22 protein-coding genes are annotated in these 26906 nt (G+C 62.5%); 12 read left to right on the forward strand and 10 right to left on the reverse strand.

Going from position 1 to position 26906, the window contains the following annotated elements; genetic code table 11:
• Positions 1-137 precede the first annotated feature (137 nt).
• From NKJ89_RS21245 to NKJ89_RS21255, 3 genes are read left to right on the forward strand one after another with little or no spacing between them, the layout of a single operon-like run.
• Complete coding sequence (locus tag NKJ89_RS21245; RefSeq protein ID WP_352605322.1) at positions 138-1061, forward strand: carbohydrate ABC transporter permease; 924 nt, start codon at positions 138-140, stop codon at positions 1059-1061.
• On the forward strand, positions 1061-1909 hold the full coding sequence (locus tag NKJ89_RS21250) for a carbohydrate ABC transporter permease (RefSeq protein WP_352605324.1): 849 nt from the start codon (positions 1061-1063) through the stop codon (positions 1907-1909). The genes NKJ89_RS21245 and NKJ89_RS21250 overlap by 1 nt, the downstream gene beginning before the upstream one ends.
• Positions 1910-1913: 4 nt before the next feature.
• Positions 1914-2981 (forward strand): ABC transporter ATP-binding protein, encoded by a 1068-nt coding sequence (locus NKJ89_RS21255; protein ID WP_352605326.1) that lies wholly within the window; start codon positions 1914-1916, stop codon positions 2979-2981.
• Positions 2982-3370: 389 nt separating this feature from the next.
• Here the strand turns inward: NKJ89_RS21255 and NKJ89_RS21260 are convergent, their stop codons facing one another.
• From NKJ89_RS21260 to NKJ89_RS21300, 9 genes are all read right to left on the reverse strand, one after another.
• Positions 3371-3580, reverse strand: coding sequence for a hypothetical protein (locus NKJ89_RS21260; protein WP_084025140.1), 210 nt, complete (start codon positions 3578-3580; stop codon positions 3371-3373).
• A 223-nt stretch (positions 3581-3803) separates the two neighbouring features.
• A complete protein-coding gene (rpmG, locus tag NKJ89_RS21265; RefSeq protein WP_006201775.1) occupies positions 3804-3971 on the reverse strand; it encodes a 50S ribosomal protein L33 in 168 nt (55 codons plus the stop codon).
• 153 nt (positions 3972-4124) lie between these two features.
• The gene (locus NKJ89_RS21270) at positions 4125-4583 is read right to left on the reverse strand and encodes a YqfO family protein (protein WP_352605328.1); all 459 of its coding nucleotides are present in this window, start codon (positions 4581-4583) and stop codon (positions 4125-4127) included.
• Positions 4584-4692: 109 nt separating this feature from the next.
• Entirely contained in the window at positions 4693-5871 is a 1179-nt protein-coding gene (locus NKJ89_RS21275) for an MFS transporter (protein WP_023757504.1), read from the reverse strand.
• Positions 5872-5948: 77 nt separating this feature from the next.
• Complete coding sequence (locus NKJ89_RS21280) at positions 5949-6689, reverse strand: NUDIX hydrolase (RefSeq protein WP_023757503.1); 741 nt, start codon at positions 6687-6689, stop codon at positions 5949-5951.
• An 86-nt stretch (positions 6690-6775) separates the two neighbouring features.
• Positions 6776-7222, reverse strand: a complete 447-nt coding sequence (locus tag NKJ89_RS21285) for a DUF983 domain-containing protein (RefSeq protein WP_352605330.1) — start codon at positions 7220-7222, stop codon at positions 6776-6778.
• A complete protein-coding gene (gene rnr / locus NKJ89_RS21290) occupies positions 7222-9540 on the reverse strand; it encodes a ribonuclease R (protein ID WP_352605332.1) in 2319 nt (772 codons plus the stop codon). The genes NKJ89_RS21285 and rnr overlap by 1 nt, the downstream gene beginning before the upstream one ends.
• Positions 9541-9546: 6 nt before the next feature.
• Positions 9547-12198: a type I DNA topoisomerase gene (gene topA, locus NKJ89_RS21295; RefSeq protein ID WP_352605334.1), complete on the reverse strand. Its 2652-nt coding sequence runs from the start codon at positions 12196-12198 to the stop codon at positions 9547-9549.
• A 371-nt stretch (positions 12199-12569) separates the two neighbouring features.
• Entirely contained in the window at positions 12570-12947 is a 378-nt protein-coding gene (locus NKJ89_RS21300) for a COG4315 family predicted lipoprotein (protein WP_352605336.1), read from the reverse strand.
• A gap of 185 nt (positions 12948-13132) precedes the next feature.
• Here NKJ89_RS21300 and NKJ89_RS21305 point away from each other — a divergent pair, with 185 nt between their 5' ends.
• The 6 genes from NKJ89_RS21305 (at position 13133) to NKJ89_RS21330 (ending at position 19261) form a co-directional block, all read left to right on the forward strand.
• Positions 13133-13879: a cytochrome c biogenesis CcdA family protein gene (locus NKJ89_RS21305; RefSeq protein ID WP_352605338.1), complete on the forward strand. Its 747-nt coding sequence runs from the start codon at positions 13133-13135 to the stop codon at positions 13877-13879.
• Between the two features lie 447 nt (positions 13880-14326).
• Complete coding sequence (gene glmU, locus NKJ89_RS21310) at positions 14327-15685, forward strand: bifunctional UDP-N-acetylglucosamine diphosphorylase/glucosamine-1-phosphate N-acetyltransferase GlmU (protein WP_352605340.1); 1359 nt, start codon at positions 14327-14329, stop codon at positions 15683-15685.
• Positions 15686-15864: 179 nt separating this feature from the next.
• Positions 15865-17688, forward strand: coding sequence for a glutamine--fructose-6-phosphate transaminase (isomerizing) (gene glmS, locus NKJ89_RS21315; protein WP_352605342.1), 1824 nt, complete (start codon positions 15865-15867; stop codon positions 17686-17688).
• Between the two features lie 118 nt (positions 17689-17806).
• Positions 17807-18088, forward strand: a complete 282-nt coding sequence (locus tag NKJ89_RS21320; RefSeq protein WP_352605344.1) for a type II toxin-antitoxin system RelE/ParE family toxin — start codon at positions 17807-17809, stop codon at positions 18086-18088.
• Positions 18089-18125: 37 nt separating this feature from the next.
• Positions 18126-18425 carry a HigA family addiction module antitoxin gene (locus NKJ89_RS21325; protein ID WP_352605346.1) on the forward strand — a complete coding sequence of 100 codons (300 nt, stop codon included), beginning with the start codon at positions 18126-18128 and terminating at the stop codon, positions 18423-18425.
• Positions 18426-18505: 80 nt separating this feature from the next.
• Positions 18506-19261: a DUF502 domain-containing protein gene (locus NKJ89_RS21330; protein ID WP_352605348.1), complete on the forward strand. Its 756-nt coding sequence runs from the start codon at positions 18506-18508 to the stop codon at positions 19259-19261.
• Here the strand turns inward: NKJ89_RS21330 and recG are convergent.
• Entirely contained in the window at positions 19213-21321 is a 2109-nt protein-coding gene (gene recG, locus NKJ89_RS21335) for an ATP-dependent DNA helicase RecG (RefSeq protein WP_352605350.1), read from the reverse strand. The two genes, NKJ89_RS21330 and recG, sit on opposite strands and share 49 nt — an antisense overlap.
• Before the next feature lie 92 nt (positions 21322-21413).
• On the opposite strand from recG, the gene NKJ89_RS21340 reads away from it, so the two are divergent.
• From NKJ89_RS21340 to NKJ89_RS21350, 3 genes are all read left to right on the forward strand, one after another.
• Complete coding sequence (locus NKJ89_RS21340) at positions 21414-21701, forward strand: succinate dehydrogenase assembly factor 2 (protein WP_352605353.1); 288 nt, start codon at positions 21414-21416, stop codon at positions 21699-21701.
• 71 nt (positions 21702-21772) lie between these two features.
• Positions 21773-25273, forward strand: coding sequence for a transcription-repair coupling factor (mfd, locus tag NKJ89_RS21345; RefSeq protein WP_352605355.1), 3501 nt, complete (start codon positions 21773-21775; stop codon positions 25271-25273).
• Between the two features lie 213 nt (positions 25274-25486).
• Positions 25487-26860, forward strand: coding sequence for a class II 3-deoxy-7-phosphoheptulonate synthase (locus NKJ89_RS21350; protein WP_352605358.1), 1374 nt, complete (start codon positions 25487-25489; stop codon positions 26858-26860).
• Positions 26861-26906: the final 46 nt, after the last annotated feature.

Consider the following 26906-nt stretch of genomic DNA (forward strand, 5'->3'; position numbering starts at 1 on the left):
CGGGGCGGCCCCCCCCCCCGCCCCCGTCCGCCTACTGGGGCGCGCGCCCCATATTGGCCGGGCGGGGGACTTCCCCCCCTTACAACGGGTTATAAGGACGCTGCCCGACGTCGCTCCAGGGAGCCGATCCTCAGCCAATGACCTATGCCGTGTCCGAAATACGATCCGTCGGCAAGCCGCATCGCAAGCGGCTATCGCACGTCGCAATCGAGCCATGGCTGTATCTCAGCCCGGCGATCATCCTGCTGGTCGTGGTGCTTCTGGTGCCGCTGGTCATCGGTATCAGCTACTCCTTCCGCAAATTCTCGGCGTTCAAGTCCGAATATGTCGGGCTCGGGCAGTATCAGGCGATGCTGTCGGATCAGGTGCTGGGGCAGGCGCTGGTCAACACGCTGTGGTGGACCGTCGCCAGCCTGCTTTTCCAGTTCTTCCTCGGCCTCGGCCTGGCGCTGCTGCTCGACAAGCCGTTTCGCGGCCGCAAACTGGTGCAGGCGCTGGTGTTCCTGCCCTGGGCGGTGCCATCCTTCCTGTCGGGCCTGACCTGGGCCTGGTTGTTCAACCCGATCATCGGCCCGTTGCCGCATTGGCTGTTTGCGCTGGGACTGAAGGCCGAGCCGACAAATGTGCTGTCCGATCCTTCAACTGCCATGTGGGGGCCGATCGTCGCCAATGTCTGGTTCGGTATTCCGTTCTTCGCCATCACGCTGCTGGCGGCGCTGAAATCCATTCCATCGGAACTGCATGAGGCGGCAGCGATCGACGGCGCCTCGCCCTGGCAGCGCTTCACCAAGGTGACGCTGCCGTTCCTGGCGCCGACCATCGCCATCACCGTGATGTTGCGCACCATCTGGATCGCCACCTTCGCCGACCTGATCTTCGTCATGACCGAGGGTGGACCGGCCGGCTCGACCAACACGGTTCCGGTCTACATCTACGTCAGCGCCTTCAAGTCGCTGGACAAGGGCTATGCCTCGGCGGTGGCCGTGCTGCTGCTGGTCCTGCTCATTGCCTATGCGATTGCCCTGATCGGCATTCGTCGCACGCTGGTGAGGCACGTCTGATGATCGCAGGGCGTTCAACCTCGCAGCGCTTCTTCGGCGGCATCGGCCTCTACGCGGCGATCGCGGCATACGTGCTCTTTGCCCTGTTTCCGATCTATTGGACGCTGAAGATCTCGGTCACGCCGGAGCGGCTTCTGTATTCCGAAGGCATCACCTTCTGGCCGTCGCAAATGACGCTGCAGAATTTCGTCACCGTGCTCGAGGCCACCGATTTTCCGCGATATTTCCTCAACAGCGTCATCGTCTCGGTGTCGACGGCGGCGCTGGTGACAATCATTGCTTCGCTCGCCGGCTATGCCATGTCGCGCTTCACCTTTCGCGGCAAGGCAGCACTTGCACTGATGTTGCTTTTGACCCAGACTTTTCCGCTGGTGATGGTCATTCCGCCGATCTACCGCGTGATGGGTCAGATCGGCCTGATCAACAGCCTGACCGGGCTGATCATCATCTACACCGCCTTCAATACGGCCTTTGCCACCTTCCTGATGCAGTCCTTCTTCGACGGCATTCCGAAGGACCTGGAAGAGGCGGCGATGATCGACGGCTGCACCCGCGCGCAAGCGATGCGCAAGGTGATCGTGCCGCTGACGCTGCCTGGCATGGGGGCGACGCTGGGCTTCGTCTTCACGGCCGCGTGGAGCGAGCTTCTGTTCGCGCTGATGCTGATTTCCAGTGATGACCAGAAGACCTTCGCTGTCGGCCTGCTTACCTTCATCGGCAAGTTCGCCGTCGACTGGGGACAGATGATGGCAGCATCCATCCTGGCACTGATCCCGGTCTGCATCTTCTTCGCCTTCCTGCAACGCTATCTCGTCACCGGCCTGACCGCCGGCGCCGTCAAAGGATAGATCGATGGCTTCTGTCACGCTCGAAAAGGTCCGCAAGGATTATGGCGCCGTCCGTGTCCTGCACGCAGTCGACCTTGAAATCGCAGATGGCGAATTCGTCGTCCTGGTCGGGCCGTCAGGCTGCGGCAAGTCCACGCTTTTGCGCATGATCGCCGGGCTGGAGGAGGCTTCCGGTGGCGAGATCCGCATCGGCGAGCGACTGGTCAATGACGTAGCACCCAAGGACCGCGACATCGCCATGGTGTTCCAGTCCTATGCGCTCTATCCGCATATGGACGTGTCGAAGAACATGGGCTTCAGCCTGCTGTTGAAAAAGGCGGAGAAGACGACGATCGACGCGAGGGTGGACGGCGCGGCCAAGCGGCTCGGGCTCGACACTTTCCTGCAACGCCTGCCGCGGCAATTGTCCGGCGGCCAGCGCCAGCGCGTCGCCATGGGCCGCGCTATCGTGCGCGATCCCAAGGTCTTCCTGTTCGACGAGCCGCTGTCGAACCTCGACGCCAAGCTGCGCGTCCATATGCGCGCCGAGATCAAGGCGCTGCACCAGCAACTGAAAACCACCTCCGTCTACGTCACCCACGATCAGATCGAGGCGATGACCATGGCGGACCGCATCGTCGTCATGCATGACGGGCTGATCCAGCAGGTCGGCGCGCCGCTCGATCTCTACGATCGGCCGGCCAACATGTTCGTCGCCGGTTTCATCGGTTCACCCGGCATGAATTTCCTGCCGGCGACGGTTCGCAAGGGCGGTGCCTCGGAGGCCGTGCTGGCCGATGGCCAGGCGCTGCTGTTGCCAGAAGGCCTGCCGCTGAAGGGCGGCGACGCCATCACAGTCGGTCTGCGGCCCGAGCATATCCGGCTGGCAGACGACGGCGCATTGAAGGGCGAGGTGGTGGTGGTGGAGCCGCTCGGGCTTTCGACGCAGTTCTACGTCAAGCTGGCCAGCCAGCAGCTTTGCGTTTTCGCCATGGGCCGTGCCGGGGTAAAGCCCGGCGACGTGGTCCGGCTGGCGGCCGATCCGGCGTCGCTGCATCTGTTCGATCCGAAAAGCGGTGATCGCATCGGCTGACGGAACTCAGCCGGGCAGGGGATTTGGCATGCGATCGACCAGTTGCACAGCGATCTGTACAGCGCGCTGAACCATCTGAACGACAGGCCTATACATTACGAATGGCCGCAGCAGGCACCGTTCCCGGGTGGGAAATACAAGGGATGACTACATCTCCATTAACTAAAGTAACGGAACGTCCAACAGACATTTGCGGAACCTAACGAGACCCCTCAGACCTTTGCGTGTAGAGAACAAGACTTTAGTCCTGCCGTCTTCTAAAAGAACGGGAGCCATTTCGCCACGCGTTGGGCCGCCATGCGAGAGGCAAATACCGCCGGCTGCATCTGCAAATATGAGCGAGTCGGCGGTGCATGATTATGGTGCGATCGCGTGAGGCTGCCGTGGCTCTATCCGCGAGGGCTTCTTTTGGGCAGCGGCGAGCTGTCCAAGGGGTTCTCAGCCGACTTGGCTGATCGCCGTTCTTTTAGCCATAGGGACTTCTTTCTTGCCGCCAGAATATCGTCCCGAACGCTATCTTCGGCGGTCACTCCCCTGTGCATCGCGGCAATCGCATAGTCGGCTCTGTTGGTTCGATAGTCGCCTTTCTGAATGGACATAGTTCTCTCCCATTTCGAGGCATCCCCCCTTTAGCCTGACGCTGAACTAACTGCCTATCCGTCGTGGGAGTCTACCAATTGGCGATTGTGTTAAAATGATACACTTCACAGACTTGGTGAAGGCGTGAGGGCGTGAAGTGCGCGAGGTGCGCGGCCTCCGCACGTTACAAACGAAAACGCCGCCCATTGGGCGGCGTTTCGACATTGCAGAGGGAAGCCCAGATTACTTGATCTTGGTTTCCTTGAATTCGACGTGCTTCTTGGCGACCGGATCGTACTTGCGGAACGACAGCTTGTCCGTCTTGGTGCGGCTGTTCTTGCTGGTCACGTAGAAGAAACCGGTGTCGGCGGTCGACAGAAGCTTGATCTTGATGTTTGCGGCTTTGGCCATGATATCAGTCCGTTTGTTCGTGGGGTTTTGGCCGCTGGAGCACGGGGAAACACCCGGACGCGGGAAACTTGGCGCGACACATAAAGAACGCGCCTGGAAAGTCAAGCCCGGTTGGCCTCGTGCGACCCGCCTGAGCCTGCCGGTAACTGGAGATCATGCGGTTTCTGTCGCCGATGCCGCTACCTTCTTCCAGTCTCCGGTCGTGTTCCACCAGCGATTCGGATTGGCGCGGTCATCCAGCCCCTTGGAACGGCTGGCCAGGATCGGCTGAATGCGGATCACCGGTTCCTGGTAGGAATGGGCCTGGAAAATCGCCTCGGCGACGCGGGCGGCCAATGCCTGGTCGTCGGGCAATTCGAAGGAAACCTCGACAGTGCCCGGGCGCCGCCGCAATTCGGTTTCGGCCCCGGCGGCCGCACCGTCGAGCGGCCTGTAGCGCTCGATGCCATACGCCGACTGATAGGCATTGCGGTCATATTTGCCCATGACCAGCGGCGCGATCGCGACCACCGCGTCCATGATGCGGTCGACATCGGCGGCCGGAGCCTGGAAGGTCACAAGCAGAAGCAGTGTCATTCGTAGCGATGTGGTTTCAAAGCCGCTGTCGATCATGGAAGTGTCCTCAAGTGTTTTGGGACACCCTTTTAGCCCTGTGCTCCTGACACGGTTCTGTCAGCAGCCTCTCACCGTGCCATGCCAATGCGGGCTGGCAGCAATCGCGCTACAGCAGGATCTTGCGGACCAGCCTGAAGGCGACCAGGGCAATGTAGGCGGCGAAGAACAGGCCGAGCGACCAGCCGAAGCCGGTTGGACCGAATGCATCCATGCCGATGCCAATCGCCTGCGGACCGAGAACCATGCCGACGCCGTAGCACAGCACGAAGGCGGCGTTGGCCGACGCCAGTTCATGGCCCGAAAGCTGCGAGCCGAGATGGGCAAGGCCGATCGTGTACATGGCAGCGACTACGCCGCCCCAGACGAACAGTAGTGCCGCCATCAGATGCCAGTTCTGGGCGAAGAAGGGCATGAAGGCCGTGCCGGCGAGGCCAACCATGGCGCAGGCAATCAGCAAATAGCGGCGGTCGCTGACGCGGTCGCTGATCATGCCGATGGGGATTTGCAGCAGCACGTTGCCAAGGCCTATCATGGTCAGGAGAAGGGCCGCGTCGGCCTCGGAATAGCCGATGCGGCTGCCGTAGATCGGGAACAGCGCAAAGCCGCCGGTTTCGACCGCGCCGAACACCAGCACGGCTGCGGTCGCCGAAGGCACCAGCCAGATGTAGCGCAGGAAATTGCTGGTCTCGCCGTCGGAGACGATGGTCGGGCTCTCGTTGCGCGCTGCAAGCACCGGTATTGCCGCCAGCGTCACCAGACAGATGATGACGCCGAACGGCCTGAAGCCGGAACTGCCAAGATGGGCGAACAGCCACGGTCCGGCGGCAAAGCCGAGCGACAGAACCGTGGCGTAAATGCCGAGGACAAGGCCGCGCCGGTGCGGCGGCGCCGAGGTGCTGATCCAGAATTCAGACAGGATGAACAGTACCGTCAGCGCGATGTGCAGCACGATGCGCAGTGGAAACCACATCCAGAAGTCGGGTGCGAAATGAAAGCCGACAAAGGCCAGCGCGCCGGCGGCGATCATGGCAATCATGGTCCACGCGACGCCGAAGCGCATCGCAAGCGGTGTGGCCAGCGGTGCACCGGCGATCGAGGCGAGGCCGGCGACGGCCGTGTTGAGGCCGATCATCGAGGCTGAATGGCCGCGTGTTTCGAGGATGACGCTGAGCAGCGGCATGCCGAGCCCGATGGCAATACCGACGACGCTGATCGACGAGATCGCCGCCACCATCGGCAGCCAGTGTACGCGTTCGTCGCCCTGTTGTTGGGTATCGACCGTCATGGGTGCTGATTACTCTGTCTTTTTGATCTTACGCAATTCCGGACGGAAAACCGCGTCACACTTTTCCTGGAATTGCTCTAGAGAAGTTCGCGGGTGAAGCGGTTGCGGACAAGCCGGTAGAAGGGTACGGGGCCGGCCGGACGCAGCAGCGGATCATGGGCGAGGCGCCTTTGCAGCTCGTCCAGGATCATTCGGGTGATGTCGGGTATGTCGGCTTCCCGGGCCTTGGCAAGCGGCAGCCAGACCAGCTCTTCGAGTTCGTTGGTCGGACCGCCACCCGGCAGTTCGACCGCGACATCGTCGCGCCAGGCGCTAAAGAAACGGGTGTCGAAGCGGCGCACCCGGTTGGGCGGCGTGATAGCGCGTGCGATGAAACGCAGCATGTCCAGGGAGGGCTGCACGCCGTGTTCGGCAAAGCCTTGCCAGTCGGGCCGGGCGGTGGTGAAAGCGCCTTTGCGGCCGATCAGCAATCCGGCTTCTTCATAAGTCTCGCGGATGGCCGACAAGGCGATGGCGCGAGCTCGTGCGGTGCTTGTGCGGCCGGGCCCGGCGATCAGCCTGGCTTCCTGCTCCGGATGCAATGCGGCAGCGACAGGGATGCGGCTGTCGGCCGGATCGGTGCGGCCGCCGGGAAAGACGAACTTGCCTGGCATGAAGGCGTGGCCGGCATGGCGGCGACCCATCAGGACCAGCACGTCATCGCGCTTGCGGTCGAGCAGGATCAGCGTCGCGGCATCACGGGGGCGAATTGGCTGGTCGCTTTGGGCGATCATGCTCCGTCCGATCTTGTCGACTTCCGCCTTGGTCATACCGTCCATGCGCAGGAACTAACGGAAACTTCTGGCAAGCGAAAGTGGCCTTTCACGGTCGGGATGTTGCGCCAAGCCGCATTCTTGGCCGCGATTCAGGCTCCGGGATGCGGCTCGATCACATCGTTTTCGCCGCCGAAGCCATGCATATAGAAGGCCCATTGCAGTCCGATGACGGCACCCTTGACCGGCTGCAGCAGCGCGACCGACAAAAGTATGGTCAGCGGCACCCAGATGGCGATGTGCTGCCACGTGGACAGGGTGGACGTTGCCTCCACGCCCATGAAGGCGCCGAGCACGATGTGGCCGACAATGACGATGACGAGATAGGCAGGCAGGTCGTCGGCGCGGTGATGATGCAGTTCCTCGCCGCAGACACTGCATGTGTCGACGGTCTTGGTGAACGCGCCAAACAGCTTGCCTTCGCCGCAATGCGGGCAGCGGCCGAGAAGGCCGCGCTTCATCGCCGTCCACAGCGGGCGGGCAGCCCGGCCCGAGTGATGTTCTCCGCCGAAAATCTGTTCTTCCGTGGCTGTCGTCATCATCGTCTCCTGCCGCGCGAACCCGGTCGCGATTGCGACGCGCGGGCGCGGCCCTTGGCCTTGTGAAACGACCGCTTGGAGCCCGGCAAAGGCTTCGGATCGGTCAACATCTCGAAGCGCATCGCGCCGGCCATCGGCGCCACCTCGACGAGCCGGACCTCGACGCGGTCCGCGAGCTGGTAGCCTTTGCCCGAGCGTTCTCCGAACAGGGAACGGGCTGTTTCGTCGTATATGTAGTAATCGCCGTTCAATGTTGACACAGGGATGAAACCATCCGCGCCGTACTGCGGCAATTGGACAAATAGTCCTGATTTGGTGACGCCAGAGATGCGGGCGTCGAAACGGTCGTCGATGCGCTCGGCGAGATAAGCGGCGACAAGACGGTCGACCGTATCCCGCTCTGCCGCCATTGCGCGGCGTTCCGTGCCTGAGATCAGTACCGCGACGTCTTCGAGACGAGCCGCTTCGTCTTGCGTCAACCCGCCCGGACCAAGGCCGAGTGCGGCAATAAGTCCGCGATGCACGATCAGATCGGCGTAACGCCGGATCGGCGAGGTGAAGTGAGCGTAGCGCCTGAGGTTGAGACCGAAATGGCCGATATTCTTGGGCGAGTATTCGGCCTGGCTCTGTGAGCGCAGCACCACTTCGTTGACAAGGCCCTCATTGTCGGCGCCGCGCACGCGCTCCAGGATGCCGTTGAACTGGCTTGGCTGCATCTGCGCGCCGCGGGCCAGCGACAGGCCCAGCGTCTGCAGGAACTCACGCAGCGATTCCTGTTTGGCGAGCGATGGCGCGTCATGCACGCGGTAGACCAGTTCCTGCTTCTTTGCCTCCAGCGTCTCGGCTGCCGCGACATTGGCCTGGATCATGAATTCTTCGATGAGCTTGTGGGCATCGAGCCGATCCGGCACGATGACGCGATCGACGGTGCCGTCCGGCTTGAGCAGGATCTTGCGTTCCGGCAGGTCGAGTTCGAGCGGCTGGCGGCCCTCGCGGCCGCGCTTGAGGATCGCATAGGCGTCCCATAGCGGCTTCAGCACCGTATCGAGGATCGGACCGGTCTTCTCGTCCGGCGCGCCGTCGATGGCCGCCTGAGCCTGGCTGTAGGCAAGCTTTGCGGCCGACTTCATCATGACGCGATGGAAGGAGTGCCTGAGCTTGCGGCCCTGCGCCGAAAACACCATGCGCACCGCCAGCGCCGGCCGGTCCTGGCCCTCGCGCAGCGAGCAGAGATCGTTGGAGATGCGCTCGGGCAGCATCGGCACGACGCGATCCGGGAAATAGACCGAATTGCCGCGTTTCAGCGCCTCGCGGTCGAGCGCCGTTCCATAGCGCACATAGGCCGCGACATCGGCGATCGCCACGGTGGCGACCACGCCGCCGGGGTTCTTCTCGTCGAGATCCGGCGTGGCGAAGACGGCGTCGTCATGGTCCTTGGCGTCGGCCGGATCTATGGTGACCAGCGGCAGGTCGCGCCAGTCCTCGCGGTGAGCGAGGGTCGCCGGCTTGACGGCTTCGGATTCGGCGATGACGTCGGCCGGAAAAATATGCGGAATGTCGTGTGCGTGGATGGCGATCATCGAGACCGCCTTTTCGCTGGTCAGCGAGCCCAGCACGTTGAGCACCTTGGCTCTCGGCAGCCCATAGCGGGAGGCCCGCGCAGGCTCGACCTCGACCAGGTCGCCGCTTTTGGCGCCGTTTTGGAATTCCTTGTCGACGATCAGTTCGGGCTGGCGCCGTTCGACCGGCTCGATGCGGAATGTGCCGTCCTGCAGGATGCGAAAGACACCGAGCACGGCGTCAGTGCGCTTTTCGAAGATCTTCACCACGCGTCCGGTGTATGCCGGACCTCCCAGGGCGACATTCGTCTCGTCGGCGGGGAAAGTCTTGGCCAGCACGCGATCGCCAATGCCTGGGGCCGGTCCCCCGCCACTGCGCGACAGGCGGATGGAAACGATGGGTGGCGGTCCATTGGCTGTGTGTTCGGTAGGACGCGCCAACAGCACGCCATCTTCATCACGATCAAAAATATCCAGGACCGTGACGTGGGGCAGGGCACCGACGCGGGCCAACCTTTTGCGCTCCTTGGTCAGGAAACCTTCGTCCTGCAGGTCGCGCAGCAGATCCTTCAGCCAGATGCGGTCGTCGCCGCGCAGCGCGAACGCCTTGGCGATGTCGCGTTTTCCGGCGCGATCGGGATTTTCAGCGATGTAGCGCAGGATTTCGTCACGCGAGGGCCGATAGTCGTCCTTGACCTTGGCCCTCGTGTCGGCGGTGCGCGGATCGCCGTGGGTTCTACCGGTGATCTTGCGCGCCACGCCGTCCTACCCTCTTTTCTTCGCTGCCGGCTTCTTCGCAGCCGGCTTTTGAGCCGTTGTTTTCTTGGCTGCCGTTTTCTTGGTTGCCGGGGCCTTGGCCGCGGCCGCCTTGCGGAACGGCTTCTTGCCGCCGTCGCCCTTGGCTTCCTTCTCGGCAATCAGCGCCAGCGCATCCTCGATGGTCACCGACTGCGGATCCCTGCCCTTGGGCAGGGTGGCGTTGATCTTGCCGAAATTCACGTAAGGCCCGTATTTGCCGTCGCGCACGACGATCTTGCCACCGCCGTCGGGGTGTTCGCCAAGCTCCTTGAGTGCCGCGGCGGTGCCGCCATTGCGGCCGCCTTTGCCCTTCAACTGCTTCTCGGCGATCACCGACACGGCGCGGTTCAGCCCGATCGAGAACACGTCCTCGATGCTGTCGAGATTGGCGTAGGTGCCGTCATGTAGGACGAACGGGCCGTAGCGGCCGAGCCCGGCCGAGATCATCTTGGCCGTTTCCGGATGCTGGCCGACGTCGCGCGGCAGCGACAGCAGCGCCAGCGCCTTCTCGTGGTCGATCGATTCTGCCGTCCAGCCCTTGGGCAGACTGGAGCGCTTGGCTTCCTTGCCGTCGCCGCGCTGCAGATAGGGGCCGAAGCGGCCGCTGCGCAGCGTGATTTCCTCTGACGTATAAGGATCCTTGCCAATGACTTTGGTACCGTCTTCGCCGCCGCCATTCTCGCCATTGGGGTTGGCAGCGTCGCCGAGCTGGCGGGTGAAGGAGCATTCGGGATAGTTCGAGCAACCGACGAACGCACCGAACTTGCCGAGCTTCAGCGACAGGTTGCCGGTGCCGCATTTCGGGCAGATGCGCGGATTGGAGCCATCCTCGCGCGCGGGAAACACCAGCGGCGCCAGTTCCTCGTTGAGCGCATCCAGCACGTCGGTGACGCGCAACTCCTTGATGTCGCCGACGGCGCCCGAAAAATCCTTCCAGAAATCGCGCAGCACATCCTTCCAGGCGAGCTTGCCGTCGGAAATCTCGTCGAGCTTTTCCTCGAGGGACGCGGTGAAGTCGTACTCGACATAGCGCTTGAAGAAGCTTTCGAGGAAAGCCGACAGCAGGCGGCCCTTGGCCTGCGGCACCAGCCGGCGCTTGTCGATGGTGACGTAGTCGCGGTCTTCGAGCGTCTTCAGGATCGCCGTGTAGGTAGAAGGCCGGCCGATGCCGAGCTCTTCCAGCTTCTTGATCAGCGAAGCCTCGGAATAACGCGGCGGCGGTTCGGTGGTGTGCTGGGTGGCGTTGATCGCCTGGCGGGCAAGCTGCTCGCCGGCGCGGATCTCGGGCAGGCGACGGTTTTCCTCGTCTTCCGCGTCGTCTTCCTTCTGGTCGGTGTAGGCGGCAATGAAGCCGTCGAAGCGAACGACCGAGCCGACGGCGCGAAGTTCGGCTGTGCGCGATCCGTTGACCGCCTCGATTTCGGCGGTGGTGCGCTCGATTTCGGCCGGCTGCATCTGGCTGGCGATGGCGCGCTTCCAGATCAACTCATAGAGGCGCATCTGGTCGGAATCGAGATATTGCCTGACCGATGCCGGAGTGCGCATGAAATCCGTCGGGCGGATCGCTTCGTGCGCTTCCTGGGCATTCTTGGCCTTGGTCGTGTAAAAGCGTGGCTTTTCCGGCAGGTATTTCGGACCGAATTCCTTGGCGATGGCGTCGCGTGCGGCGTCGATCGCCTCGGGTGCCATCTGGACGCCGTCGGTTCGCATATAGGTGATCAGGCCGGTGGTCTCGCCGCCGATCTCCATGCCTTCATAGAGCCTCTGCGCCACCTGCATGGTGCGGCTGGCCGAGAAGCCAAGGCCCGATGAAGCGGCCTGCTGCAACGTCGAGGTGGTAAAGGGCGGGCCGGGATTGCGCTTGGTCGGCTTGGCTTCGACCGACACGGCCTTGAAGGTCGCGCCTTCGAGCATCGTCTTGATGTCGTCGGCCTGCGCCTTGTTGGAAATGTCGAGCTTTTGCAGCCTCTTGCGATCGAAGGCGGTCAGCCGCGCTTCGAAATTCTCGTTGCGCGGCGTGCCCAGCAGAGCCGCGATCTGCCAGTATTCCTCGCGGATGAAGCGCTCGATCTCGGATTCGCGGTCGCAGACCAAGCGCAGTGCAACCGACTGGACGCGTCCGGCCGAGCGGGCGCCCGGCAGTTTGCGCCACAGCACCGGCGACAGCGTGAAGCCGACGAGATAATCCAGCGCCCGACGGGCGAGATAGGCATCGACCAGCGGCGCATCGATCTGGCGCGGATTGGCCATCGCTTCCAGCACCGACGACTTGGTGATGGCGTTGAAGACGACGCGGCTGACCGGCTTGTCCTTCAGCGCGCGCTTCTGCTTCAGCACCTCCAGCACATGCCAGGAGATGGCTTCACCCTCGCGATCCGGGTCAGTTGCGAGGATCAGGCCGTCGGCATCCTTGACCGCCTTGGCGATGTCGGCAAGCCGCTTGCCCGAAGCGGTGTCGACCGCCCAGGACATGGCGAAATCCTCGTCCGGACGCACTGAGCCGTCCTTGGCTGGCAAATCGCGGACATGGCCGAACGAGGCCAGAACCTTGTAGTTCTTGCCGAGGTATTTGTTGATTGTCTTTGCCTTGGCCGGCGATTCGACGACGACGACGTCCATGAGGTCTCATATCAGCTGTGGTGCGGCAGAAGAATTCCGCTGCGCGCGACGAAATCTCGTTCATGTGTCGCTCACATGGCGGCGCTTTTGCATCCGGTCAAGGGGAAGCGCCCAAATTGCGGGGCTCTCCGCAGCAATACACTCTTAGAGTGTATGGAGGAAATCACAGAATTTTGGAAAAGGGGATGGTGATCCCTAGTCGTCGGAAATGACCCTATGTCATCGGAAACGACCCGATCTGCTTTCCACCCGAGTCGCTGAACCGAAACCGGAGGTTTGTTGCAAGGTGGTCGACGCCGGTGGCCCGCTGCATGAAGATTGCCCGGCGACCAGCCCTTGTACCGCCATCAGGCGGCTGGGTACCGAGTACGCTAGTCGGCCTTGACGATATGCCAGACCTCGCCGACGCCGTCGCCGCTCACATCGCCGGGCTTCTTGTCCTTGATAAAGGTATAGACCGGCTTGCCGTCATAGGCCCACATCTTGGTGCCGTCGGTGCGGCCGACAACGCTCCATTCGTCTTCCGGCTTGGCGCCGGCTGCGGCCTTCAGCGGCGGCCAGTTGGTGGCGCATTTGTCGTAGCAGTTGCTCTTGCCCTTCTCGTCCTTGTCATAGGTATAAAGCGTCATGCCGTTGGCGTCGGTGTAGATCTTGGTGCCATTGACCTCGGCTTCCGTCCACGCGTCGGCAGCGAAGGATGCAGCGGTGCTGAGCAACAGCGCTGCCAGCCCAACGGTTATGGTTTTCATGGAGATCTCCTTGACTGATATCTGGAGACGCGCGGGAAATCGCGGCCTCATCGTATCAACGCCTGAACGTCGCCGTTTCTTCCCCGACAAGTGCGTTCGGCAAGGGATGATCTTGCCAACACAATGGTGATTGGTGAACAAGGCTGCGCGTCGCTATATCAGCCACGGCACTGGAGTTCTTGGAAATGGCATTGGACATCGGCTATGTCAGCGCGGTCGGGGCGGGAGCGATCTCGTTCCTGTCGCCTTGCGTGCTGCCGCTGGTGCCGCCCTATCTCTGCTATATGGCAGGCGTCTCGGTCGACGATTTCCGCGGCAATGCGGGTGCGACGACGCGCGAAGGCGCCCGCGGCGCGCTGCTCTATTCCTCGATCGCCTTCGTGCTCGGTTTTTCCACCGTGTTCGTTGCGCTCGGAGCCGGTGCGTCGACCATCGGCCGGCTGCTACGGGTCTGGCAGGAGCAACTGGCGATGGGCGCCGGTGTGCTGATCATCCTGATGGGCCTGAACTTCCTCGGCATCCTGCGCATCCCGCTTTTGTCGCGCGAGGCGCGCTTCCAGTCGCAAGGCAAGCCGGCGAGTGTGATCGCCGCCTATGTGATGGGGCTGGCTTTCGCGTTCGGCTGGACGCCATGCATCGGCCCGGTATTGGGGCCGATCCTGACACTGGCCGGCGGCCGCGAGACCGTGGGCGAGGGCGCGCTGCTGCTTGCCGCCTATTCGCTCGGCTTGGGCGTCCCATTCCTGATCGCAGCGCTGTTTTCCGGTGCGTTCATGCGCTTCCTCGATAAATTCCGCGTCCATCTCGGCCGCGTCGAAAAGGCGATCGGCGCGCTGCTGGTCGTCGCCGGTGTGTTCTTCCTCACCGGCGGCGTGCAGGCCGTGTCCTATTGGCTGCTGGAGAATTTTCCGGTGTTGGGGCGGTTAGGATAGCCTGATCCTGGTTCTTGCCGGTGATAGTCGCGGTATTACTCCCGCTGTCCCATAGGACCGAATATGAACAGGGACCCAAGTCCGCCGATCAAGCCACATATGGGGACAACAATAAAAGATTTTTCTAGAAACCCTGAAACGTCTGATTCTATTGTTAGAATACTGATCAGAATGATACCTGCTACACCGCCAACGATTGCTCCTGTTAAGAAAGCGATCAAGGCGACAAAAATTCTATATAAGATTCTCATGCGGCTATTTTCGTCAAAGCTGGGGTTTTCAAAAGCAATACCGATAGAGTATTTATTTTGAATAAAGCATTATGCGACCAGCACACTTCGCTCCAGCCGGGGCCGCCGATCTCACCGGAATTTAACCGCATTGGTGCAGCATGGCGCCACTGTTAGCATGTCCTGATTCCCAACCCCTTCATATGGTTGTCCTTCCATGAGCCAGAGATCCTGCCTGTCCGTCATCCTCGCCGCCGGCGAAGGCACGCGCATGAAGAGCGCGTTGCCGAAGGTGCTGCACCAGATTGCCGGGCTGCCGATGGTCGCCCATGTGGTGAAGGCTGCCGAGGCCGCAGGCGCCGGCAGCCAGGTGCTGGTGATTGGCCATGGCGCGGAAGAGATGCGCAAGGCGGCGGCAAAATTCGCTCCGAAAGCCGAGACCTTTGTGCAGGAAAAGCGCCTCGGCACCGCGCATGCCGTTCTTGCTGCTCGCGAAGCGATATCAAAGGGTTATGACGATATCCTGGTGATGTTCGGTGACACGCCGCTGATCGACGCGGATGCGCTCACCGTGGCGCGGCTGAAACTGGCGGAAGGTGCTGCCGTCGTCATCATCGGCTTTCGTACCCCCAATCCAACTGGCTATGGCCGGCTGATCGAAAAGAGTGGCAAACTGGTCGCCATCCGCGAGGAGAAGGATTGCAGCGAGGAAGAGCGCAAGATCACCTTCTGCAATGGCGGGCTGATGGCGGTGGCCGGCGCCCAAGCTCTGATGCTGCTCGAAGCCGTCGGCAACAAGAATGCCAAGGGCGAGTATTACCTCACCGACATCGTCGAGATAGCCAGCGGGCGCGGTCTCGATGTCGTTGCGACTGAGGCCAGTTTCGAGAATGCGCTCGGCATCAACAATCGCGCTGAACTGGCGCAGGCCGAAGGCATCTGGCAGCAGCGTCGGCGCCAGGAGGTAATGCTGTCGGGCGTGACGCTGATTGCGCCCGAGACCGTGTACTTCTCGCACGATACCGAGATCGGCGCCGATACGATCGTCGAGCCCAATGTCTGGTTTGGTCCGGGCGTGAAGATCGCCACGGGCGCCAAGATCCATGCTTTCAGCCATATCGAAGGCGCCACCATCGCTTCCAACTGCGATATCGGACCATACGCGCGGCTGCGGCCGGGCGCCGATCTCAGACAGAAGGCCAAGGTCGGTAATTTCTGTGAGGTCAAGCAGGCTGTTATCGAGGAGGGCGCCAAGGTCAATCATCTGACCTATATCGGCGATGCGCGGGTTGGCGCGGGCGCCAATATCGGTGCCGGCACCATCACCTGCAACTATGACGGCTATTCGAAGTTTTTCACCGACATCGGCGAGGGCGCCTTTGTCGGCTCGAATTCCTCACTGGTGGCCCCTGTCACCATAGGCATGGGCGCCTACATCGCCTCGGGCAGCGTGATCACCGAAAGCGTGCCCGACGACGCGCTGGCCTTCGGCCGCGCCCGCCAGAAGACGATCCCCGGCAAGGGCAAGGAGCTGCGCGAACGCTTTGCTTCGGCCGCGGCTGCGAAGAAAAAGTAAACCCAGCCCCTGCAAAAACGCGAACGATTGCAGTAACCGGATTGCAAGAGCGGTCTGTCATGGTGCATCGACAGGAAGAAGCGTTCCGTTATACGGGGCGAAATACAATGTGACTTTCGCGGCAGGCCGGCCATCCCTAAATAGCGCTGGTTTTCCATGGGGAATCGGGGGCTGTCTGTATGTGCGGTATCGTTGGAATCGTCGGCCACTCGCAGGTTGCGCCGCTCATCGTCGATGCGCTGAAGCGGCTCGAATATCGCGGCTATGACTCGGCCGGCGTCGCCACCATCGAGCACGGCCAGCTTGGCCGCCGCCGCGCCGAAGGCAAGCTGGTCAACCTCGAGCGCTTGCTGAAAAACGAGCCGCTCGACGGCACGATCGGCATCGGCCACACGCGCTGGGCGACGCATGGCGTGCCCAACGAAACCAATGCGCATCCGCATTTTTCCGACGGCGTCGCCATCGTCCACAACGGCATCATCGAGAATTTCGCCGAGCTGCGCGAAGAACTGATCCGCGACGGCTATTCTTTCTCGTCGCAGACCGACACCGAGGTCGTGGCGCATCTGGTGGCTCGCGAACTTGCCAAGGGGCTGAAGCCGGTTGATGCCGCGCACCAGGCGCTGAAGCGACTGGAAGGCGCTTTCGCGCTGGCCATCATGTTCAAGGGCGATGAAGACCTGATCGTCGGCGCCCGCAACGGTCCGCCGCTGGCTGTCGGCCATGGCGATGGCGAGATGTTTTTAGGGTCCGACGCAATCGCGCTCGCCCCGTTCACCAATTCGATCACCTATCTCGAAGATGGCGACTGGGCGGTGGTGCGCAGCGATGGCGTCGCAATCTTCGACATTGACGGCACAAAGGTCGACCGGAAGCGCCAGCAGTCGCTCTCGACCAGTTTCATGGTCGACAAAGGCAATAGGCGCCACTTCATGGAGAAGGAAATCCATGAACAGCCGGAGGTGATCTCGCACACGCTGGCGAATTATCTCGACTTTGTCGGCGGCGTCTCCAAGCCGCTCGATCTGCCGTTCGATTTCGCAGAGATCGACCGGCTGGCGATTTCGGCTTGCGGTACGGCGTATCTCGCCGGCCTGATCGGCAAATACTGGTTCGAGCGCTATGCGCGGCTGCCGGTCGACATCGATGTCGCCTCCGAATTCCGCTACCGCGAAATGCCGCTGTCGAAAAGCGACGCGGCGTTCTTCATCTCGCAGTCGGGCGAGACCGCCGACACGCTGGCCTCGCTGCGCTACTGCCGCAAGGCGGGGATGAAGATCGGCGCCGTCGTCAACGTGCGGGAATCGACCATGGCGCGCGAATCCGACGTCGTGCTGCCGACGCTCGCCGGGCCGGAGATCGGCGTCGCCTCGACCAAGGCGTTCACCTGCCAGCTTTCGGTGCTGGCATCGCTCGCCGTGCGCGCCGGCGTGGCGCGTGGCACGATTTCGAAGGAGCAGGAAAAGACCTTCGTGCGCGAGCTTTCGGAGGCGCCGCGCTTTGCCAACCAGGTGCTGAAGCTCGATCATCAAATCGAGAAGATCGCGCGCGAGCTCGCGCACTACAAGAACGTGCTCTATCTCGGCCGCGACACCAATTTTCCGCTGGCCATGGAAGGCGCGCTAAAACTCAAGGAAATCTCCTACATCCATGCCGAAGGCTATGCCGCCGGCGAACTGAAGCATGGCCCGATCGCGCTGATCGACGAGAACATGCCGGTCATCGTCATCGCGCCGCATGACCGCATTTTCGAAAAGACCGTGTCGAACATGCAGGAAGTGGCGGCGCGCGGCGGCAAGATCATCCTGATCACCGACAGCAAGGGTGCGGCGCTGACGAGCGTGAAGACGATGGAGACGATCGTGCTGCCCGACGTGCCGGAAATCATCTCGCCGATCATCTACGCGCTGCCGATCCAGATGCTGGCCTATTTCACCGCCGTATTCATGGGTACCGACGTCGATCAGCCGCGCAATCTGGCGAAATCGGTGACGGTGGAATAGCTATCGGCAACTCACCATTTGCCACCGATCAACCGGTGGCAAATTTGTATCGGCCGATGATACATTTGCTTGCGTGCCGGTCTGTATCAATGTATGATACAGTCCAGAGGGCGGGTTATTGATCGTTTCGTTCAAAGGCAAGGCGGTCGAAGCGGTTGCCGAAGGGAAGGCGCTAAAAGGCTTTCCGCCGGATTTGGTTGCCCGCGGCGAACGTCGCCTCCGCGCAATTGCCAACGCTGCCCAACTGAATGACCTTCGATCGCCGCCCGGAAATCACCTCGAAGCCCTGAAAGGGAGCCGCGCTGGACAGCATTCAATTCGCATCAACGACCAATGGCGCATCTGCTTCAAATGGACCGCCGCTGGCGCTGAAGACGTGGAGATCGTCGATTACCATTGAGCAGGCATTTGCCCTGAACCCTTGAGGACCCTGAATTATGCTCAAGTTCGCACGTCCAGTTCATCCTGGAGAATTCCTGCGCGAAGAATATCTCGCCCCGCTCGGCATGAGTGCCGGCGCGCTGGCAAAAAAGCTCAATCTTCCGCGCACCCGTATCGAGCGCATTGCCAAGGAGGAGATCGGCTTGACCCCCGATACGGCCCTCCGCCTCGCCAGATTTTTCAACACCACACCCGAATTCTGGATGAATTTTCAACAGGCCTATGAGCTTGAAACCGAAGCCAAGAAACTGGCGCCGGAACTCGAGAAAATCGAACCGCTAGACGCGGCGGCATAATCGGCGCTTTAAAAACTTCGCAGTTCCAATGCGCCCTCTGGTTCATTATGTTGCGGTGCAACCCGCGTCCCCGGTGAACCATGTCCGACTCCCCTAAGACCTCCGGCATGACCCGGCTGAGGAATTATTTCCTCACAGGCTTCGTCGTCTGCGCGCCACTGGCGATCACCGCCTACATCGCCTGGTCGTTTATCGGCTGGGTCGATTCCTGGGTGAAGCCCTATATTCCGTTGCGCTACAGTCCTGATACGTACCTGCCCTTTCCGGTTCCGGGGTTCGGGCTGATCGTGGCGCTGATCCTGATCACGCTGATCGGTTTCCTGACGGCCAACATCGTCGGCCGCGCCATCGTCAATTTCGGCGAACGCCTGCTTGGCCGTATGCCGCTGGTGCGCGGCATCTATGGCTCGCTGAAGCAGATTTTCGAGACCGTGCTGTCGAACAAGGGCGACATGTTCCGACAGGTCGGGCTGGTCGAATATCCGCGCAAGGGCGTCTGGTCGCTGGTGTTCGTCGCCAGCGAGAAGGAGACCGAGATCAACCAGAAGCTCGACCAGGCAGGCGATCCGCTGATTGCCGTCTTCATGCCCTGCACACCGAACCCGACGACCGGCTTTCTGATGTATGTGCCGAAGTCGGACATCGTGCTGCTCGACATGACGATCGAGGACGGCGCCAAGCTGATCGTCTCGGCCGGGCTGGTGGCGCCCGAGGTCAAGCAGATGGTTGTCGTGAACGGCGAGCCGATCGAGGGAATGCTTGCCAATCCGTCGGTTGCCGCCCTGGCTCAGCCGGCGCGCAAGAGCCGCACGGCCTCGTCGCGGCCGAACAAATAGAGCAACAGGCGCAACGCGTCGCCTCGGTCTGATTGCAGCTCCGGATCGCGCGACAGGATCAGCCTGGCGTCGTCGCGAGCAGCCTCCAGAAGGTCGGCATGCGCCTCGATGCGCGCCACCTGGAAACCCGGCGTGCCGGACTGACGGGTGCCCAGCAATTCGCCTTCGCCGCGCAGCTTCAGGTCTTCCTCGGCAATCAGAAACCCGTCTTCGGTCTCGCGCATTACCGACAGCCGGCGCTTCGCGGTCTCGCCGAGCGGGTCCTTGTAGAGCAGCACGCAGGAGGACGGCTTGTCGCCGCGCCCCACACGCCCGCGCAACTGGTGCAACTGGGCGAGGCCAAAGCGTTCGGCATGTTCGATGACCATGACGGTGGCGTCCGGCACATCGACGCCGACCTCGATGACCGTCGTTGCGATCAGGATGCGTGTCTCGCCCTGCTTGAAGGCGCGCATCGCCTCGTCCTTGTCGGCACCCTTCATGCGGCCATGGACAAGGCCGATGCGGTCGCCGAACAGCGGCTTCAGCGAGGCAAAACGGTCCTCGGCCGACATCAGCTTGATCTCTTCGGATTCCTCGACCAGCGGACAGATCCAGTAGATCTTCTGGCCGCCGGCAACGGCGTCGACCATGCGGCCGACCAGTTCGTCCAGCCTTTCCAGCGGCAAGGTGACGGTGCGGATCGGCTGGCGGCCGGCCGGCTTTTCCGTCAGCTTCGACACGTCCATGTCGCCGAAGGCGGTCAGCACCAGCGTGCGCGGGATTGGTGTCGCCGTCATCACCAGCATGTCTGGTGCATCGCCCTTGGCGGTGATGGCAAGGCGCTGGTGGACGCCGAAGCGGTGCTGCTCGTCGATGACGGCGAGGACCAGGTCGTGGAAGGTGACGGTCTCCTGGAACAGCGCGTGGGTACCGACGACGATATCGATCTCGCCGCTGGCCAGGCCTGCCAACGTATCGGTGCGCTCGCGGCCCTTTTCACGGCCGGTTAGAATGGCGATGCGCAGTCTGACCTTGGCGGCAAGCGGCGCGATCGTCGCCAGGTGCTGGCGCGCCAGGATTTCCGTCGGCGCCATCAAGGCGGCCTGGCCGCCGGCCTCGACGGCACGCGCCATGGCCAGCAACGCCACAACCGTTTTGCCGGAGCCGACATCGCCCTGCAAAAGCCGCAGCATGCGTTCGGGATCGGCGAGGTCGGCATTGATTTCGGCCAGCGCAAACTCCTGGCTTGATGTCAGCGAGTAGGGCAGTGCGGCGCGCAGCTTCTCGACGATGCTGCCGTCGCCGACCAGGGGACGACCAGACAGGCGGCGAACTTTTGCCCGCACCAGCGCCAGTGAGACCTGGCCCGCCAGCAACTCGTCATAGGCGAGCCGCCGCCACGCCGCGCCGTCGACAGAGACGTCGATCGGGTCTGCCGGATTGTGGATGCGGGCGAGCGCATCGCCAAAGGCCGAAAAGGTGTGCCGGCGCATGAAGGCGCCGTCCTGCCATTCGGGAAATTCAGGCACGCGCGCAAGCGCCTGGCCGATCGCCCGGCGCAGCACCTTGCCCGAGAGCCCTGCGGTGAGCGGATAGACCGGTTCGACCAGCGGCAGGTTCTCCGCTTCGCTGGCCAGCGCTATATGATCGGGGTGGACCATGGTCGGGCGGCCGTTGAACCATTCCATGCGGCCGGAGACCACCACATGCTCGCCCTCGGGCATCGCCTTTTCGAGATAGGAAGCATGCGCATGAAAGAAGGTCAGCGCGATCTCACCGGTGTCGTCATGGGCATAGACCCGGTAGGGTACCGACCTGTTGCCGCGCGGCGGCGGCTGGTGGCGGTCGATGCGCACGTCGAGCGTTACGATCTGGCCTTCAGCGGATCCTGCGATACCCGGACGGCTGCGGCGGTCGATGACGGTGTGCGGCAGCACGAACAGAAGGTCGGCGGCGCGGGCGGCGCGATCACCGAGATCGGCGGTGACGACTTTCTCGATCAGGGCGCCAACCTTCGGCCCGACGCCGGCAAGCGAAGTGATCGGGACAAACAAGGGGTCGAGGATGGTGGGGCGCATGATGTCAGCTTATGTTGCGACGGCTACAGCGCAAGGCTGACAGCACCTTCTATCCACGCTATATGCGCCGCAGCAAGCGAGGATGCGGCACAATGACCGGAACGACGAGATCAAGCGAGGGGCTGGACGCCCACCGCCGCAAGCTTCTGTTTCGCTCCTGGCATCGCGGCATGCGCGAGATGGACCTGATCCTCGGCACTTTCGCCGACGCTGAGATCGGCGCCTTGACCGACGAGGAAATCGACCAATATGAGAAGCTCCTCGACATTCCCGACACTGAATTCCTGCCCATGGTCACCGGCGAACGCCCGGTCCCGGCAGATATCGATTGTGCCATCCTGCGAAAGATCCTGGCGTTCCGCCACTCCATGACATTCTGAACACAAGCAATTCCAGGAAAAGTGCGAAGCGGTTTTCCGTCCGGAATTGCGACAAGCAAGACAGTGATTTCATGAGCCTCATTCCCACCATCGGTCTGCCGAAAGGCCGCGCCGGCCAGTTCATCGTCGACGGCGTCGCCGACGGCTACGAAGCCTTCGCGCTGGTGCAGGCGGCACTTGAGATCGCGCCCGACAAGCCGGTGCTGTTCGTGGCGCGCGACGGCCAGCGCCTGCCGGCGATCATCGAGGCGCTGTCCTTCGCGGCGCCAAGTCTGCCGATCCTCGAACTACCGGCCTGGGATTGCCTGCCCTACGACCGCGTGTCGCCTGGTTCGGACGCTGCCGCCAAGCGCCTCGATGCGCTGACCGCCATGATCGCGCTGGCGAAAAAGCCGCATCGCGCCGTCATCCTCACCACTGCCAATGCACTGCTGCAGCGCATTCCGCCGGCTGAACTGGTCGAGGCACAGACCTTCCACGCCAGGCCCGGCAACCAGATCGACATGAACGCACTGGTGTCGCGGTTGGAAACATCCGGCTTCGAGCGGGTGCCGACGGTGCGCGGCATCGGCGAATTCGCGGTGCGCGGCGGCATTCTCGACCTGTTTGCCCCAGGCTGGACGGAGGCGCTCAGGCTCGACTTCTTCGGCGACACGCTGGAATCGATCCGTGTCTTCGACGCCGCTACCCAGCGCACTACGGGCCAGCGCAAATCGATGGCGCTGCAGGCGATGAGCGAAGTGGCGCTGACGCCGGAAACGATCAGCCGCTTCCGCCGCTCCTATATCGAAGCTTTTGGCGCACCGCAGCGCGACGACGGGCTCTATGCGGCGGTCAGCGAAGGCAGGCGCTTCGCCGGCATGGAGCACTGGCTGCCGTTCTTCTACGAGCGGTTGGAGACGGTGTTCGACTATCTCACCGATACACCTGTCGTCTTCGACCACCTGGCGCATGAGGCGCTGGCCGAACGCCACACGCTGATCCTTGATCACTACGAGGCGCGCAAGAAGCAGGCTGACAGTGCGCTGAAGGATGCCGTGCCCTACAAGCCGGTGCCGCCGGACCTGCTCTATCTCTCGCCGGAAAACCTGATCGCCTCGCTCGGGCCGCGCGAAGCGATCGATTTCACGCCGTTCGATGCGCCCGATGCCGGCGCGAAGAAAGTCTATCACGCCGGTTCGCGGCACGGCCGCAGCTTCGTCGAGGAACGCGCCGACCCCAGCATCAATGTGTTCGACGTCGTCGTCAAACACATCGCCGACGAGCGCGCGACGCGCCGCCGCGTCGTCGTCGCCGGCTGGACCGAAGGTTCACTCGACCGGCTTGGGCAGATCCTTGGCGAGCACCACCTCGGCAACCTCAAGCAGGTCGCGACCCTGGCGGAAGCCGAAAAGCTCGAGCCGGGGCAGGCGGCGCTCGCCGTGCTGCCGCTCGAATCCGGCTTCGAGACCGAAAGACTGGTCGTCGTCGCCGAACAGGATATTCTCGGCGACCGGCTGATCCGGCGCTCGAAGCGCAAGAAGCGTCCCTCGGATTTCATTGCCGAAGCCTCGGCGCTGTCGGCGGGCGACATCGTCGTCCATGCAGACCATGGCATCGGCCGTTTCGTCGGTCTGCGTACCATCGAGGCAGTCGGCGCGCCGCATGATTGCCTGGAAATCCACTATGCCGGCGACGACCGGCTGTTCCTGCCAGTCGAAAACATCGAGCTTTTGTCGCGCTACGGTTCTGACACCGCCGAGGCGACGCTGGACAAGCTCGGGGGCGGCGCCTGGCAGTCGCGCAAGGCGCGGCTGAAGAAGCGCCTGCTCGACATGGCCGGGCAATTGATCCGCATCGCCGCCGAACGGCAGATGCGCGCCGCACCGGCGCTGGTGCCGGCCGAAGGCCTCTACGGCGAGTTCTCCGCCCGCTTCCCCTACGAGGAGACCGATGACCAGCAGACGGCGATCGACTCCGTGCGCGACGACCTTGGCGCCGGCAAGCCGATGGACCGGCTGATCTGCGGCGATGTCGGCTTCGGCAAGACCGAGGTAGCGTTGCGGGCCGCTTTCATCGCGGCGATGGAAGGGTTTCAGGTGGCTGTGGTGGTGCCGACGACACTGTTGTCGCGCCAGCATTTCAAGACGTTTTCGCAGCGTTTCTTAGGCCTGCCGATCCGCGTTGCCCAAGCCTCGCGTCTGGTCGGTGCCAAGGAACTGGCGGAAACGAAGAAGGGCATTGCCGAGGGCCAGGTCGACATCGTCATCGGCACCCATGCGCTGCTTGGGTCCGCGATCTCGTTCAAGAATCTTGGCCTGCTGATCATCGACGAGGAGCAGCACTTTGGCGTCAAGCACAAGGAGCGGCTGAAGGACCTGAAAACCGATGTGCACGTGCTGACGCTGTCGGCGACGCCGATCCCGCGTACGCTGCAACTCGCGTTGACCGGGGTGCGCGAGTTGTCGCTGATCGCCACGCCGCCGGTCGACCGCTTGGCGGTGCGCACCTTCATCTCGCCCTTCGATCCGCTGGTGATCCGTGAGACGCTGCTGCGCGAACGCTATCGCGGCGGGCATTCCTTCTATGTCGTGCCGCGCATCAGCGATCTCTCAGAAATCCATGACTTCCTGAGAGAATCCGTACCTGAACTGAAAGTTGCGGTGGCCCATGGCCAAATGCCGCCGGGCGAACTCGACGACATCATGAATGCCTTCTACGACGGCCAGTACGACGTGTTGCTGTCGACCACCATCGTCGAATCCGGCCTCGACATCCCAACGGCCAACACGCTTATCATCCATCGAGCCGACATGTTCGGCCTGTCGCAGCTCTACCAATTGCGCGGCCGCGTCGGGCGTTCGAAGGTGCGCGCCTATGCGCTGTTCACGCTGCCGGCCAACCGCAAGCTGACCGACACCGCCGAGCGCCGGCTGAAGGTGCTGCAATCGCTCGACACGTTGGGCGCCGGCTTCCAGCTGGCCAGCCACGACCTCGACATCAGGGGCGCGGGCAATCTTCTGGGCGAAGAGCAGTCCGGCCACATCAAGGAGGTCGGCTTCGAACTCTACCAGCAGATGCTGGAAGAGGCCGTCGCCGAGGTGAAGGATTCCGGCGAGGTGCAGGATGGCGGCTGGTCGCCGCAGATTGCCGTCGGCACGGCGGTGATGATCCCGGAAGGCTATGTGCCGGACCTGCAGCTCAGGCTGGCGCTTTATCGGCGTCTCGGCGATCTCGAAAACACCGAGGAAATCGATGCTTTCGGCGCCGAACTGATCGACCGCTTCGGCCCGCTGCCCGAGGAGGTCAAGCATCTCTTGAAGATCGTCTTCATCAAGGCGCTGTGCCGCAAGGCCAATGTCGAGAAGCTCGACGCCGGACCGAAGGGCGTCGTCATCCATTTCCGCAAGCGTGAATTCTCCAACCCGGTCGGATTGGTCCGGTTCATCGGCGAGCAGGGGTCGCTGGCCAAGATCCGGCCGGACCACAGCGTCGTGTTCGTGCGCGATTGGCCAACGGCCGAGAAGCGGCTGGCGGGCTCCGCGGTCGTCATGACGCAACTGGCGCGGCTGGTGGAGAAGGCGGCGGCGTAGGGCAGGGATAGGAAACCGCCTCGCCAGGCGGGCATTCGCCACGCAGCCAAATCCGGTCTAGAATAGGAAATCGGCTTCGTGTATGGAGCCGCGATCCCTTTATAGGGCGGGTTGGCGGGCGATGGCGCCCATTTGTTTGTTTGACGCAATTCCGGACGGAAAACCGTTTCACACTTTTCCTGGAATTGCTCGGAAAGAGCGTTGGGTGCAGCGATGACGAAATGGTCGCCGAATTCTTGGAGAGCAAAACCGATCAAGCAGGTTCCTGCTTATCCGGACCTTGCCGCGCTGAAGACCACGGAAGCCCAGCTCGCGACCTTTCCGCCGTTGGTTTTTGCAGGTGAGGCACGCAAGCTGAAGAAGCAGCTTGCGGCCGTCGCTGCCGGTGACGCATTCCTTCTCCAGGGTGGCGATTGCGCCGAGAGCTTCGCCGAGCATGGCGCGGACAACATCCGTGACTTCTTCCGTGTGTTCCTGCAGATGTCGGTGGTGCTGACCTTCGCCGGCGCACAGCCGGTGGTGAAGGTCGGCCGCGTAGCCGGCCAGTTCGCCAAGCCGCGTTCGTCCGACAACGAGACCAAGGGCGGGGTGACGCTGCCGAGCTATCGCGGCGACATCATCAACGGCATCGAATTCGACGCCAAGTCACGCATTCCCGATCCTGCACGGCAAGAGATGGCCTACCGCCAGTCGGCGGCGACGCTCAACCTTCTGCGTGCCTTCGCGCAGGGCGGCTATGCCAGCCTGGAGAATGTGCATAGCTGGATGCTCGGCTTCGTGTCCGACAGTCCGCAAGGCGAGAAGTATGAATCGCTCGCCAATCGCATCACCGAGACGATGGACTTCATGAAGGCCGTCGGTATCACCTCGGAAACCAACTACGCACTGCGCGAGACCGATTTCTACACCAGCCACGAGGCGTTGCTGCTCGGTTATGAGGAGGCGCTGACCCGCGTCGATTCGACCTCCGGCGACTGGTATGCCACCTCGGGCCATATGATCTGGATCGGCGACCGTACCCGCCAGCCCGACCATGCGCATGTCGAATATTGCCGCGGCATCAAGAACCCGCTCGGCCTGAAATGCGGCCCGTCGCTGACGCCGGACGGGTTGCTGGAACTGATCGACCTGCTCAACCCCGAGAACGAGCCCGGCCGGCTGACGCTGATCGCGCGCTTCGGTTCCGACAAGGTCGCCGACCATCTGCCGAAGCTGGTGCGTGCCGTGCAGAAGGAGGGCCGCAGCGTGGTGTGGTCGTCCGACCCGATGCACGGCAACACGATCGAGGCCGCAGGCTACAAGACGCGGCCGTTCGACCGCATCCTGAAGGAGGTGCAGACCTTCTTCGAGGTGCACCGCGCCGAAGGCACGCATCCGGGCGGCATCCATGTCGAGATGACCGGCAAGAACGTCACCGAATGCACCGGTGGCGCGCGCGCCATCACCGCCGAGGAGTTGCAGGACCGCTACCACACCCATTGCGATCCGCGCCTCAACGCCGACCAGGCGATCGAACTGGCGTTTCTAGTCTCGGATCTGTTGAAGAAGAGCCACCCGGTGCAGCACAAGCAGGCCGTCAACGGCTGATTTTTCGCCGCGATCCGGATGAATTCATGAAAGGGCGCCCGAGAAA

The sequence above is a fragment of the Mesorhizobium sp. M0047 genome, assembly GCF_040323315.1.
Classification (GTDB): domain Bacteria; phylum Pseudomonadota; class Alphaproteobacteria; order Rhizobiales; family Rhizobiaceae; genus Mesorhizobium.

Coding starts and splice junctions, on each gene's coding strand:
- glmU (WP_352605340.1), top strand. CDS start 14,327: ATGAGCCAGAGATCCTGCCTGTCCGTCATCCTCGCCGCCGGCGAAGGC.
- mfd (WP_352605355.1), top strand. CDS start 21,773: ATGAGCCTCATTCCCACCATCGGTCTGCCGAAAGGCCGCGCCGGCCAG.
- NKJ89_RS21255 (WP_352605326.1), top strand. CDS start 1,914: ATGGCTTCTGTCACGCTCGAAAAGGTCCGCAAGGATTATGGCGCCGTC.
- NKJ89_RS21280 (WP_023757503.1), bottom strand. CDS start 6,689: ATGGACGGTATGACCAAGGCGGAAGTCGACAAGATCGGACGGAGCATG.
- NKJ89_RS21270 (WP_352605328.1), bottom strand. CDS start 4,583: ATGATCGACAGCGGCTTTGAAACCACATCGCTACGAATGACACTGCTT.
- NKJ89_RS21275 (WP_023757504.1), bottom strand. CDS start 5,871: ATGACGGTCGATACCCAACAACAGGGCGACGAACGCGTACACTGGCTG.
- glmS (WP_352605342.1), top strand. CDS start 15,865: ATGTGCGGTATCGTTGGAATCGTCGGCCACTCGCAGGTTGCGCCGCTC.
- NKJ89_RS21305 (WP_352605338.1), top strand. CDS start 13,133: ATGGCATTGGACATCGGCTATGTCAGCGCGGTCGGGGCGGGAGCGATC.
- recG (WP_352605350.1), bottom strand. CDS start 21,321: ATGCGCCCCACCATCCTCGACCCCTTGTTTGTCCCGATCACTTCGCTT.
- NKJ89_RS21300 (WP_352605336.1), bottom strand. CDS start 12,947: ATGAAAACCATAACCGTTGGGCTGGCAGCGCTGTTGCTCAGCACCGCT.
- NKJ89_RS21250 (WP_352605324.1), top strand. CDS start 1,061: ATGATCGCAGGGCGTTCAACCTCGCAGCGCTTCTTCGGCGGCATCGGC.
- rpmG (WP_006201775.1), bottom strand. CDS start 3,971: ATGGCCAAAGCCGCAAACATCAAGATCAAGCTTCTGTCGACCGCCGAC.
- NKJ89_RS21350 (WP_352605358.1), top strand. CDS start 25,487: ATGACGAAATGGTCGCCGAATTCTTGGAGAGCAAAACCGATCAAGCAG.
- NKJ89_RS21245 (WP_352605322.1), top strand. CDS start 138: ATGACCTATGCCGTGTCCGAAATACGATCCGTCGGCAAGCCGCATCGC.
- NKJ89_RS21325 (WP_352605346.1), top strand. CDS start 18,126: ATGCTCAAGTTCGCACGTCCAGTTCATCCTGGAGAATTCCTGCGCGAA.
- topA (WP_352605334.1), bottom strand. CDS start 12,198: ATGGACGTCGTCGTCGTCGAATCGCCGGCCAAGGCAAAGACAATCAAC.
- NKJ89_RS21330 (WP_352605348.1), top strand. CDS start 18,506: ATGTCCGACTCCCCTAAGACCTCCGGCATGACCCGGCTGAGGAATTAT.
- NKJ89_RS21260 (WP_084025140.1), bottom strand. CDS start 3,580: ATGTCCATTCAGAAAGGCGACTATCGAACCAACAGAGCCGACTATGCG.
- NKJ89_RS21285 (WP_352605330.1), bottom strand. CDS start 7,222: ATGACGACAGCCACGGAAGAACAGATTTTCGGCGGAGAACATCACTCG.
- NKJ89_RS21340 (WP_352605353.1), top strand. CDS start 21,414: ATGACCGGAACGACGAGATCAAGCGAGGGGCTGGACGCCCACCGCCGC.